Source organism: Planctobacterium sp. R6 (genome assembly GCF_055755215.1).
The window spans coordinates 36,528-49,458 of record NZ_JBVTQY010000017.1; the positions used below are offsets into that span (position 1 = coordinate 36,528).

10 protein-coding genes are annotated in these 12,931 nt (G+C 48.3%); all 10 read right to left on the reverse strand.

What is annotated here, in order from left to right; all coding sequences use genetic code 11:
• Positions 1 to 4: 4 nt before the first annotated feature.
• The 10 genes from AC0J20_RS12360 to xdhA all read right to left on the reverse strand — a co-directional run bounded on the left by AC0J20_RS12360 (position 5) and on the right by xdhA (position 12,822).
• Entirely contained in the window at positions 5 to 460 is a 456-nt protein-coding gene (locus tag AC0J20_RS12360) for a hypothetical protein (RefSeq protein WP_473021866.1), read from the reverse strand.
• Positions 461 to 490: 30 nt separating this feature from the next.
• The gene (locus AC0J20_RS12365; protein ID WP_473021867.1) at positions 491 to 3,598 is read right to left on the reverse strand and encodes an efflux RND transporter permease subunit; all 3,108 of its coding nucleotides are present in this window, start codon (positions 3,596 to 3,598) and stop codon (positions 491 to 493) included.
• Positions 3,598 to 4,662 (reverse strand): efflux RND transporter periplasmic adaptor subunit, encoded by a 1,065-nt coding sequence (locus AC0J20_RS12370; protein WP_229527587.1) that lies wholly within the window; start codon positions 4,660 to 4,662, stop codon positions 3,598 to 3,600. Before AC0J20_RS12370 ends, AC0J20_RS12365 begins: the two co-directional genes overlap by 1 nt.
• A 107-nt stretch (positions 4,663 to 4,769) precedes the next feature.
• The gene (locus AC0J20_RS12375; RefSeq protein ID WP_229527586.1) at positions 4,770 to 5,966 is read right to left on the reverse strand and encodes a urate hydroxylase PuuD; all 1,197 of its coding nucleotides are present in this window, start codon (positions 5,964 to 5,966) and stop codon (positions 4,770 to 4,772) included.
• An 84-nt stretch (positions 5,967 to 6,050) separates the two neighbouring features.
• On the reverse strand, positions 6,051 to 7,340 hold the full coding sequence (guaD, locus tag AC0J20_RS12380) for a guanine deaminase (protein WP_473021868.1): 1,290 nt from the start codon (positions 7,338 to 7,340) through the stop codon (positions 6,051 to 6,053).
• 27 nt (positions 7,341 to 7,367) lie between these two features.
• Positions 7,368 to 7,691 carry a hydroxyisourate hydrolase gene (uraH, locus tag AC0J20_RS12385; protein WP_229527584.1) on the reverse strand — a complete coding sequence of 108 codons (324 nt, stop codon included), beginning with the start codon at positions 7,689 to 7,691 and terminating at the stop codon, positions 7,368 to 7,370.
• Positions 7,688 to 8,206 carry a 2-oxo-4-hydroxy-4-carboxy-5-ureidoimidazoline decarboxylase gene (uraD, locus tag AC0J20_RS12390; RefSeq protein WP_473021869.1) on the reverse strand — a complete coding sequence of 173 codons (519 nt, stop codon included), beginning with the start codon at positions 8,204 to 8,206 and terminating at the stop codon, positions 7,688 to 7,690. The genes uraH and uraD overlap by 4 nt, the downstream gene beginning before the upstream one ends.
• Complete coding sequence (gene xdhC / locus AC0J20_RS12395) at positions 8,203 to 9,033, reverse strand: xanthine dehydrogenase accessory protein XdhC (protein ID WP_473021870.1); 831 nt, start codon at positions 9,031 to 9,033, stop codon at positions 8,203 to 8,205. The genes uraD and xdhC overlap by 4 nt, the downstream gene beginning before the upstream one ends.
• Positions 9,030 to 11,384 carry a xanthine dehydrogenase molybdopterin binding subunit gene (xdhB, locus tag AC0J20_RS12400; RefSeq protein ID WP_473021871.1) on the reverse strand — a complete coding sequence of 785 codons (2,355 nt, stop codon included), beginning with the start codon at positions 11,382 to 11,384 and terminating at the stop codon, positions 9,030 to 9,032. Before xdhB ends, xdhC begins: the two co-directional genes overlap by 4 nt.
• On the reverse strand, positions 11,377 to 12,822 hold the full coding sequence (gene xdhA / locus AC0J20_RS12405) for a xanthine dehydrogenase small subunit (RefSeq protein ID WP_473021872.1): 1,446 nt from the start codon (positions 12,820 to 12,822) through the stop codon (positions 11,377 to 11,379). Before xdhA ends, xdhB begins: the two co-directional genes overlap by 8 nt.
• Positions 12,823 to 12,931: the final 109 nt, after the last annotated feature.

The following is a 12,931-nucleotide window of genomic DNA, read 5'->3' on the forward strand; positions in this document are numbered from 1 at the left end:
GATTTTATTTTTTGTGATTCATCATCCGATAGCCAAGGTATAAGAAAATACCGCAAAGCAGCCAGGTGAGTCCAATCAATAAGTTACTCAGATCTACCAATTCTGGATGGCGTATTTTTAACTGTATTGGCAAGATGCCTCTGATAACACATAGCGAGGAAATTGTGATTATCGCGGCTTTTAACAGCGGAAGCACGCGAATAAACCCCGCGGCTGACAGTGCATACGCTGTAACTGCTAAAAATAGTGCGGAAACAAAAATGGTGCCAAGCGGAGCCAGCAGTGTTCCTTGTCGGGCAGATTCGACGATTTCCATCGGAGCATACTGGGCCTCAAAGCACTGAGGCCCTAAATATATACAGGACAAATGAGCTATCGCTGTGCCCGCTGCCACAATGGCTACTACCAGCAGCAAGCTAACTGCCAATGTACGCTTGCTGAGTTCATTTTCTTTTTTCATTGTCTTTTAAGGCTTTAAACTGTAAGGGACCTATTGGTTGTGCTGTTGCAGTTTTTCTCCGGCGGATTGCAGCTCTGTTTCCAGTTGTTTAGCGTTGTCTTTGCGGGGTTTAACGAATCGGGCAAGCCAAAAATATAAAACAGGTGTGAGAAACAGGGTAAATACCACCGCTAAACCCAGTCCGCCAAACACTACCCAGCCAATAGCGTTTCGGGCCTCTGCACCGGCGCCACTGGAGACGATTAAGGGGATACCTCCCAGAATCGTAGACATTAAGGTCATCATAATTGGGCGCAGACGCACTTCACCGGCTTTTAATATCGCGTCTTTTACTGAATGTCCCTGGTCTCTGAGTTGATCAGCGAACTCCACCAGCAGGATGGAGTTTTTTGCCAACAGGCCAATCAGCATCACCAGACCAATCTGGGAATAGACATTGATGGAAGTGCCGGTTAAAAATACAGCGTAAATAGCCGCTGCGATACCGAAAGGCACAGTGATCATGACAACCAGCGCACTGTTAAAGCTTTCGAACTGCGCGGCTAAAACCAGAAGTACTATGATAAAGGCTACCAGGTAGGTGATGTTAACCTGTTGATCGGTTTCTCTGAAGGTCAGTGCTTCGCCCAAAAACACCAGGCCAAAGCCATCCGGTAACACATCTTGTGCTAGTTCTCGCAGGCCGGTAACGGCTTCTTCCATGGAAATACTGTCAGGCAAGTCCACATCTACTTCAATGGCCCGTCGCTGGGCATGACGCTCTAACTCTGCGGCAACGCCTTCTTCAGTGATGTAGGCAATACTGGAAAGTGGTACCAAACTGCCATTACCTGAGCCCACATACAGGTTTGTTAAATCGGCTGGATCTGCAATGTCCTTATAGGTGGACTGCAACATAATCGGAATAGCCTGATCACCGACATTGAGATCACCCAGATCGTAGCCACCAATGGCAGATCTGAGCGTGTTGGTAATATCAGAAAAGGGCACCCCCAACTCTTCTGCTCTACGACGATCGATATGCACCCGCATTTGTGGTTGAGTAGGTTGATAGGATATTTCGGCCCGCCCCATTTGTGGAAAACGGTTTTCCAATGCTTTACTGAAATCCTGTGCGACATCGTATATTTCGTCATAATCATTGCCGGTGATCGCAAATTCTAAACCGCCTCCCTGTCCCCTAAGGTTTAGAGAGTTGGGACCAAATGCTCGCCCCGGTGCGCCTGGAATCTTGTTCAATTCAGGTCTTATTTCGGCGATGATATCTTGCTGTGATTTACTGCGCTGCTCCCAGTCTTTGAGATTGACCGTAATGTAGACAATATTGGGGTCCCACTGACCGACCACCGTCTTGATGGTTTCGATGTTGCCATCTTGCATATAAGGCAGCAAAGTGTCTTCCATCTTTTCAGCTTGTCGGTCCATAAACGCGATACCCACACCATCAGGTCCCCGGGCGAAAATACGGACATTGCCCCGGTCTTCGGGTGGAAGCAGTTCTTTTTTCACTGAGTCATAGATGGCGACAGCGCCCCCGGCTGCCACAACACTCAATAACAACACCACAAAACCGCGGGTTAAGCACCAGCCCAATGCGGTTTTATAGCCTGTTAAACAGGCATTGCCAAAACCGGAGAACATGGTCTTATTGTTGCCTGTGGGTATTTTGGCCTTAAAGGCTGGCACCAGCGTTAGCGCAACAAACGAGGAAATGATCACCGAAGCTGACAACACACCGCCGAATTCTCTGAACAGTCGCCCCGCTGTGGAAGGTAAGAAGGCGATAGGCACAAATACGGCCACTAACACTGCGGTGGTGGCGACCACGGCGAAAAACACTTCCCGGCTACCTATAACTGCCGCTGCCTTGCTGGCCAACCCCAGTGATTTTCTGCGCTGAATGTTTTCCGATACTACAATGGCGTCATCTACAATCAGACCCGTTGCCAGCACTAAGGCAAGTAAGGTAAGTATGTTGATGGAGAAGCCCAGCATCCACATAACTGCAAGTGACCCGATAAGTGATACCGGAATAGAAAGCGCAGGGATGATTGTGGCTCTGAAAGAACCCAAAAACAGCCAGAGGGTAAAAACTACTAAGGCAATAGTGAAGGAAAGAGAGGTTAACACCTCCTCAATGGAACCGCGAATAAACTGGGCGTCATCATCGGTGATGTGTATTTCTAAGGCCGGAAATCGGTGTCGTAATTCTTCAACCATCGCCTGAGTTTGATCAGATATCTCGATGGTGTTAGCGCCAGCCTGGCGCAATATTTCTAACCCGATGACGGGCTTGCCGTTGAGGCGTACAAAACTGTTTGCGTCGGCAGGACCAAAGTACACATTGGCAACGTCCCCAACCCGGGTATTCCCTGATATCAGGATGTTTTCTACTTCGCTGGCGGTTATAGAGGTGGCATCAGCTCGCACAATAACCTGCTGATCTGTAGAACGCAGGCTGCCTGCCGGGACGTCAAATGGCGCTGTACGCAGGGCACTGGCGACGTCGGAAAAAGACAGGGCAAAACTGGCCAGGCGAATAGGATCGACAGTGACTCTTAGCACCTTTTCCCGTTCACCATTGATGCGAATATCCGCCACCCCTGGTATAGACAAAAACAGCGGTGCAATATCCGTTTCCACCATCTCGGTGAGCGATTCCATTTCAATACTATCGCTGGACAGCGTCAGGCTTACCACGGCGCCGGCATCATTATCGGCTTTCACGATGGCAAGTCGCTCAACTTCATCAGGCAGTTGCCGTTGCACCTGACTGATAGCTTCCCGCGTTTCGTTGGCGGCATCTTCTATATTGATACCGGGTCTGAATTCTATGACAACCCTGGCAAAGCCTTCTTCACTTTGCGCTCTGATACTTTTTACACCACTGACTCTGGCAGCAGCGCCTTCCAGCCGACTGGTAACTTCGGTGTCCACGGTTTCGGGGGCACCCCCGGGGTAGGAGGCGCGAATTGACACTACCGGGCGGTCTACATCGGGCAATTCCCGCACTTCCAGACCCAGAATGGCCGACAAACCGGCAATAATGATCAACAGATTCAGTACTATGATCAGTACCGGACGTCGAATTGATAAAGACGGGAGATCTTCTTTGTGACTGGTATGTAACTCAGACATTAGCCGGGCTCCACACTGGTTAGTTGTTTCTTGCCGGTATTGCTAAAAGCCTGCACCGCCTGACCTTCTCTGAGTTGCTGAATTCCTTCAATAACCAGCGATTCGCCACGTTGTAGTTGGCCTTCGACCAGTATATTGCCACGCAGGCGTTGCACAATATTAACCCGTTCGCGGTTTGCTTTTCCTTCCCGAACTATCCACACGTAGGCACCGGTTGCTCCCCAGGAAAGTGCGGCTTCCGGGATCACAGGATAGGGTTCACCATCAAGCTGCAAGGTGACTTTGAAACTCAATCCCGGACGATAAACATCATGTTGGTTATCCAGAATCGCCCGCACTTTGAGTGTCCGGTCCTGGATATTGATGCGTGAATCAATTTGCGCTATCTCAGCCGTTATTTCATTACCGCGATTATTCCAGGGCGATAGCGTCACAATCGCCTCATTGTTAAGAATTGTCAGCGCGGATTCAGGCGCAGAAAAATTGATATAGAGGTTGGAACGATCATCGATGGTGGTGATTAAGGTATTGGTATTGATCCGATCACCTGGTTCCACATCGGTCAAACCAAGGTAGCCGGAAAATGGTGCGTTTACCGTTCTGTCTTCAAGATCCGCTGCAGCTGACTGTAACTGAACTTTTGCCAAATCACGTTCTGTGATGGCATCATCGACATCGCTTTGTGTGGCAGCGCCCCGGGTTTTGCTTTCTTTCAGTCGGGTAAGTGTACGCTCTCTGTCAGCGAGTTCTATTTTGGCGCGCTCAACTGCGATTACCTGCCGTCGATCATCGAGTTTTATTAATACCTGACCGGACTGTACAAAGTCACCAGGCTGAAATAATACCTCAGTGACAATGTCGGATGTGGCAGGGTAGATACTGACCGAGCGTTGAGCCTCCGCCGTACCAATGGTGTCTATTGCTGATTTGAGAGGTTGAAATTGCAGTGGTTGGGCAATGATGTTCGCTGCCCGTTCAGGTCCATTACCGGATTGCGCGCTGACCATTGCGTTGAAGAAAAAAGCCGCAGCTATAACCACACTGAAAACCAGCTTCGATGTCATCCAAACTCATCCTTATCAAATTAGCATTTACGCAGGCTAACAGTGTAAGGATCAGTGTGGCGATGTACAGTATATTTACGTAAATTTACAACATGCTGACCGGGTGGCTATTTCCTGATGGCCTCATGATACCAGTCGGTAATTTTCTGGCGTTCCTCTTCAGTCATCTCTGTTTTATTCAAAAAAGGCATGTCTTTGGTCACAGATACCCGGTGGTGGATTCGTGGAGCCCATTGAATAACCTGTGACCAGTTGTCCAGCTTTAATCCCAGTGGCGCAACCACAAAGATATCATCGCTGGGGGTCTCGCTGTGACAATTGCTACAATGTTTTTGCATTAAGGCCATTATGTCCTGATTTACCGGAATTGTGGGGGCTGATTCCACTGAAGTTTGCACCGGTGTGGTTTGAGGTTTTGATACCCAAATGGCGATAAATAACATACCTATTGCGCCGGTAATCAATATCGAAGGCCGGACTATGCCTATGTGGCGCAGATTGAAAAAATGCCTAATCCAGGCTGATACCGCAGCAATAGCCACTAGTACTAACCAACTTTGTGGGTGCTGGTAGGTCATAGGGTAGTGGTTTGAAATCATTAAAAAGATAATGGGCAGTGTGAGATAGTTATTATGTACTGAGCGCAGCTTGGCACCGGCACCCCATTGCGGATCAATGGGCTCTTTATCTGTTACCGCCTGGACCAGTTTTCGCTGCGATGGAATGATGGTAAAAAACACGTTGCCGGCCATTATCGTGCCTATCAGGGCGCCAACGTGAATGTAGGCACCGCGACCGCTAAACCACTGAGTGGCCAGCCAGGCCGATAAACTTAAAAACAATACTAAAAATACCGCAAAAAGACCGGCCGATTTTGCCAGCGGGCTGCGACAGGCAATTTCGTAAATAAACAAACCGCCAAAGATAAACCCCAGGCCCAGGCTGATGGCTGTGGAGGCCTCCATGGCTTTAACACCCGGATCAATCAGGTAAGCTTCGGCGCCCAGATAATACATCCATATCAACAGCAACATGCCACTCAACCAGGTGGCGTAGGCTTCCCATTTAAACCAATGCAGGGTTTTGGGGATTTGCTCCGGGCCGTATTCGTATTTGGCGACTTCGTAAAAGCCACCACCATGCACAGCCCAAAGATCACCTTTAATGCCTTTGTCTTTTTTCCATTGTGGCGGTTGACGAAGATTGTTATCCAACCAGATAAAATAAAAGGACGCGCCTATCCAGGCGATGCCTGCAATGACATGAAACCAGCGAATAAATAACGCAACCCAGTCAGCCCACATAAAAGTCCCCTTAACTTATTGTTTTTAGCTATCCCTGTTATTTGTAGTTTGCCTTCACTAAAGGCTATTCCGTTTTAGTTTTTATTATTGTGCCTGCCATACAGGATTACCTGCAATCCAGGTAGCGACGGTGGCACGTTCGTCGGCCAGCATACTCAGCGCGAATAAAATATCTTCTGCATCGTCAGAGTCCTGTAAACGCAAGGAAGATAGCTCATTAAAATGCGGATCTAACACGGTAAAATCAGCAAATGTACCGGCGTTAAAATCCCCGATATCAGGTAACTTCAGGGCATCTGCTGCGCCCCGGGTCATCATGTACAGGCCTGATAACGAATCCATGGTGATGTTTTGTAACTGAAATACCTTGTAGGCTTCGCCCAATGTGCGCAACATGCTAAAACTGTCGCCACCACCTACATCTGTGGCCAGAGTCGTTTTAACGTTAAACGCTTTGGCTTTATTTAGATTGTATAATCCGCTACCCAAAAACAGGTTTGACGTGGGGCAGAAGGAGACAATCGCCCCTTTTTCTGACATCAGTCGCCATTCGTCATCTTCCAAATGTATGCAGTGACCGAACAAAGAGCGCTCTGTCACCATTTGGTAGCTGTCATACACGTCCAGATAGTGTTTACTGTTGGGATACAGCTCTTTTACCCAGGCAATTTCCTGTTGATTTTCACTCAGGTGAGTTTGCAAATAGACGTCTTTGTAACTGGACATCAGCTCGCCCATCATGGCCATTTGTTTTTCGGTACTGGTGGGGGCGAATCTTGGCGTTATGGCATATTTCAGACGGCCTTTGTTATGCCAGGTGGCAATGAGATCAGCAGAGTCCTGTTGCGCTGACTCAGGGGTATCCTGCAAGTAGTCTGGGCAATGGCGGTCCATGCATACTTTGCCGGTTAATATCTGCATATTGCGTTCGTAAGCAGCACTAAATAATTGTTCTGCTGAGTTTTTATGTACAGTTGCCCATACTGCTGCCGTGGTGGTGCCGTTGCGCCACAATTGGTTCAGGAAAAAATCGGCAATCTTTCGGCTATAGGCTGGATCTTCAAATTGGCGCTCTGTGGGAAAGGTGTATTTGTTCAGCCAGTCAATTAGCTGCTCCCCGAAACTGGCAATCATTTCTGTTTGTGGAAAGTGCAGGTGGGTATCGATAAAACCGGGTACCACCAGTTTGTTGCCGTAATCTATCACTTCCGCATCGGGATAGCGTTGTGTTAACTGCGCAGCCGTATCCGTTGCCAGGATTTTTTCACCATCAATGGCTAACGCACCTTGTTTGATTTCCACTACATCCTGTTGCGGCGATTCTGTGCTGTTTGGGAAGTGGACAATATGACCGGTGATTAACTTGATACTCATAATTAACTTATTCTCTGAATTTTTTACTTAACTGCCGCGGTAACTACTAAAACCGAAGGGCGAGATTAACAGGGGAATGTGGTAGTGGCCGCCACTTTCTGTCATTTCAAAATGGATATCGACAAAAGGATACAGGCTGTCCGGGGCGTAACTGTCCAGGTATTCCTTACACATAAAGCGCAAACAATAAATCCCGGCCTCGTAGTGCGCTATGCCCCAATCTTTACAGCGACCATCGCTATCGGTTACCCCCTGATGCTGTGTCCCATCTGGCGAGGTTAAAATTAAGGCCATTTCTGCTGCAGGTCGCCCTTTGGTGGTATCTAAAACATGGCTGGATAACGTGATCATACTAAGCCTTCCATTTGCAATTGTTTGTTAATTCGAAGCAGGGTAATTTTAAGTTGTTCGGCAGCCGCCAGTTGAATTTCAGTTTCGGTATCATTGGGCAGCCGCTCTTCCAGTATTTGTAACATTTCCCCGGCACTTTTCCCCGTCGCAAACACGATAAAGATAAAACCATGTTTTTCCAGATATTGCTGATTTAGCCGGTGTAGCGACTGCAAGGTTTCTTCACTGGCACTTTGGGCGCCGGATTGTTCATTACTGGCTATGCCTTTCGTACTGGCGTATTTTTCTCGCAGGCTGTTGACATCGCCAATCATAGGGTGGGCTTCAAAGGCTTGCAGGTAGTCCTGGTGACTACATTGTTGCCAAAAGAATTCCGCTTTGGTTTGTAATTCAGATAAACCTAAAAAGGGACGGGCTTGTGTCATTTTTTGACACCAGTTTTGCGCCGCACAGGTTTGTTCAAACCAGTTAATGCAATCGTCAATATTGAGCTGATTGAGTTGCTGTAAGGTCACGCGTGAGTGTCCTCCTGAATGTATTTTTCTGTGTCAGTATCCGTGCTTTGCTGTTTCGATTGATGCAACAACTGGGTGATTTGGGCCGCCATGGAAATGGCCACTTCAATGGGGGTTTTTCCCGGCACCGAGAGTTCACCTACCGGGCTCACCAGCTTGTTTATTTGGACATCGCTCAGCTCTCGTTGTTTTAATTTGTAGCGAAATCGTTTGGCTTTTGTTTGCGAGCCTATCATGCCTACATATTGAATATCATCTCGCTTGAGTGCCGTTTTAACCAAATCGAAATCCAGCTGATGATTGTGGGTCATGATCAGAACAAGCGTATTTGCTGGTAGTAACTTTAATTCGCTGACAGGGCAATCAGTGGCGATGATATTGACGTTGGCTTGCATTGTTGCCGGGAATAAATCAGAACGTTCATCAATCCAATGTATTCTTACTGGCAAGCGCTGCAGGATAGGCAGCAATTCATTAGCAACATGGCCTGCGCCAAATACGGCGATTTGTTGTGTCTGGATCTGATGGCTTTCCAGTAATACCTTGGCAAAACCACCACAGCACTGGGCCAGCTTAGCTGATAAGGGGTACTCTTCGACTTTTATCGCCGTATTGTTTGCCAGTAGCATGGTCTGAGCGCTACGCGTAACCATGTGTTCCAGGTTGCCACCGCCGATAGTGTCAAAAGTCTGGTCCTGAGTGATCACCATCTTGGCGCCACTGTCTCGTGGTACCGAGCCTTTGTGTTCTATGACTGTGGCCAACACAAAGGGGTGCTGTTTCTCCTGACAATAGCTGATGGCCTGCATCCAGTTGCTGATCTTCATCGGCTTAACACCTCAACAGTGAGGCTGTCAGCAGGCAGTGACTGAATAGCCTTTAACACTTTTTCTGGCGTGGCAGGCGGATCCAGCTTCGGATCTTCTTTGTAATCAGTCAGGCTGGAAATGGCATCTTTAAGTGCACACCAGACACTCATGGCCAACATGAGGGGAGGTTCACCCACAGCCTTGGAGTGATAGATACTGTCTTCTTCGTTGGGGTAAGGATATAAATCGACATTGAATTCCCGGGGCGTATCCCCAATAGCTGGAATTTTATAGGTTGCCGGATTATTGCTGAGCAATCTGCCGTTGTCGTCCCACAACAATTCTTCGGTAGTCAGCCAGCCCATCCCCTGAATGAACCCGCCTTCAATCTGGCCAATATCAATGGCCGGATTTAAGCTGGTGCCAACATCATGCAAAATATCAACCCGGTCAACCCGATATTCACCTGTTAAGGTATCCAGGGTTACCTCTGAAACCGAAGCGCCATTGGCAAAGTAGAAAAATGGGCGGCCGGTTCCGGTGGTGCGGTCATAGTGAATTTTAGGGGTTTTATAAAAACCGGTAGAGGACAAAGAAACCCGATTCATGTAAGCCAGTTGCACCAAATCGGAAAAGGGGATTTGCGCCTTATCCAGGCTAACCACACCATCTTTGAATGTAACCGCGTCGCTGTTTCCCTGATTTTGCTCGGCCCAGAAATCCGCCAGACGTTGTTTTATTGTTAAACAGGCATTTTGCACGGCCTTGCCATTGATGTCGGTGCCGCTGGAAGCAGCAGTAGGCGAGGTATTAGGTACTTTGTCCGTGCGGGTGGCGGTAACTTCGATATGCTCAATATCCAGACCAAATTCATTGGCGGCAATTTGCTGGATTTTAGTGTGCAGGCCCTGGCCCATTTCGGTGCCACCGTGATTTACCTGAACACTACCATCAGTATAAACATGTACCAATGCACCCGCCTGATTCAGGTGCTTTGCGGTAAAGGAAATACCGAACTTGACTGGAGTTAGCGACAGCCCTTTCTTGAGAACGGTATTTTGCTGATTAAATTGCTTAATGCTTTCCCTGCGTTGCCAGTATTCTGATGATTCAGTCAGTCGCTGGATAAGATCCGGCAAGTTGTTATGCTCAATCTTCATGCCGTATTGAGTCGTATCGCGCCCAGCACCACCATACAAGTTGCGCTGTCGTATAGTGAGGGGATCTTCTCCGGTTTTCCGGGCGATAGCCTCAATCATGGTTTCAGCTAATACCATGCCTTGCGGTCCACCAAAGCCGCGAAACGCAGTGTGAGATACGGTATCGGTGCGACAGCGGTAGCCCACAATGTCAGCTGCACCGAGGTAATAGGCGTTGTCACAATGAAACATGGCTCTGTCGACAATGGCTTCAGACAAATCTGCTGAATGGCCACACAGCCCATTGATATTTGCCTGCGTGGCCTGAATTACCCCTTGCTCATCGGTGGCCACAGTAAAGCTGTTCTGGAATGGATGGCGTTTACCGGTGAGCATCATGTCCTGCATGCGAGGTACCCGCAATTTAACCGGGCAGCGGTTGCGTACGGCTAGCAAGGCTGCAATGCAGGCCCATTGCGCGGCCTGCGTCTCTTTACCGCCAAATCCACCCCCCATGCGGCGCATATCAACAGTAACCTTGTGCAGTTTGATATTTAGCACTTCGGCAACCAGTTTTTGAACCTCACTGGGATGTTGTGAGGAAGTGTAAATGCTTATTCGGTCTTCTTCCTCGGGAATGGCCAGCGCAACCTGTCCTTCCAGATACATGTGTTCCTGACCGCCAATTTTGACCTCACCGCTTACGGTAATGGCCGCCGAAGCACTGCTTTTTTCAAAATCCCCTTGCTTCATTTGGTGCGTCGGGCGGACGAAGTTTTGCTTCTGGTGAGCCTGATGGATATCTAAATCCGGTTTTTCGGCGTCGACTTCTAACTTTCCTAAACCAGCCGCTTTTCGGGCAACATTGGTGGAGGTGGCTAATAGTGCACACCAGGGCTGACGATGAAATAAAATCTGTTGGTGCGCCAGCATCGGGTCGCCCTCGAACACCGGAGCAATATCCAGATGACCAGGTACGTCTTCTGCTGTGATAACGTCCACAACGCCGGGAAACGCTTTAATTGCACTGACATCTTTAGTGCGAATGATGCCCTTGGCAGTGTCGCTCATTGCCACCGCTGCATGCATTAACCCTGCGGGCTCAGGCATATCGTCGATGTATCTGGCTTTACCGGTAACATGGCGTTCAGCGCTTTCGTGCTTTTTACTGGTGCCGACTGATTTAGTGCTGAAACCGGGTGTCGTGTTGTTGTCTATTAATTTACGCATGTTGCAACACCCTCAATTCCGTGTGGTTGTGGTTCTGAGACTCCAGCCAAAAGCGCTGCCACAAATTAACCAGCATATCCTTGCGATATTGAGCTGTAGCTCTGACATCATCAATTGGATTGAAAGCATTGGCTAATATGGCTTTGCCTTTTAGCATAGTTTCTCTGTTCCAGGTTTCTCCGGTGATGGCTGTCTCCAGTGCAGTGCAACGAGAAGGAATGGCCGCTACGCCGCCAAATCCGGTACGCAGGTTACTGACAACGCCATTTTCCAACTGTAGATTAAAAACGGCACATACCGCAGAGATATCATCTTCGATACGCTTGGATATCTTGTAAGCGCTTAAAAAACTATCATTCACTTTTGCAGGAATACGAATATCGCGCAGCCATTCTCCGGAGCGAAGGGCCGTTTTTTTGTAATCTAAAAAGAAATCCTGCACCGGCAAGCTTCTGCTTTGCTCTCCGTCGTCTAAGGTCAGGGTGGCATCTAATGCCAATAAGACCGGCGGCATATCACCAATTGGCGATGCATTGGCGACATTGCCTCCCAGTGTTCCCTGATTGCGGATAGGTAGTGAACCAAGTCGGGTGAGTAGCTCACTGAGTTCAGGATATTCATTTAACAAAGTATCTTGTAACTGGCTGTAGGTGACAGCGGCACCAATAACTAAATGCTTGTTATCTATTGTCAGGCTATTAAGTTCAGGGACATAACGTGTGCTGATCAACTGCGGCAAGGTTTTGTACATTTGTGTCACTTCCAGCGCCAGGTCGGTGCTGCCAGCCACCAGTCGTGCATCAGGATATTTGTTGATTAGCGCAGCTAGTTCAGTGCGGCTTTTGGGTAGATGCAGTCCGTCGACTCCTTGATTGTCGGGCAAAGCCTTCAGAGACTGAACGACATCGGACTCTGTTTTGGAAAATTTATCGGGGGCAGGCTGATCGCAAGCCTGTAATGTTGCATCGATGATAGGGCGGTATCCGGTACAACGACAAAGATTGCCTGACAGGGCGTGTTCAATGTTATCTCTGTTTAAATCATCGTTGCTGTCTTTGCTTCTGTCTTTATACAGGGCAAACATAGACATGACGAATCCCGGAGTACAAAAACCACATTGTGAGCCATGCTTATCCACCATGGCCTGTTGTACCGGGTGTAATTGTGATTGCTCTTCCAAGTGTTCGACGGTGAGAAGCTGTTTACCGTCCAGCGCCGACATAAACGTAATGCAACTGTTGATGGCTTTGTAATTCAGACCATCGTCGGATTTATTGATCTCTGCTAATACAACCGTGCAGGCACCACAATCACCAGAACCACAGCCTTCTTTGCTGCCAGACAGTTTCTTATCTTCTCTGAGCCATTCCAAAACCGTGCAATTGTTATCAATATTGCTAATATGGATGGGTTCATTATTCAGCAAGAAGCTGATCATCAGGTGCCTCCGGGTTAAAATATATTGCAAAACTTGACCGTTTGGTCAATATATTGGTATTTCAACAGGGTTGCAAGTGAACAATTGGGTTGTCTGAATAAACGCCAGG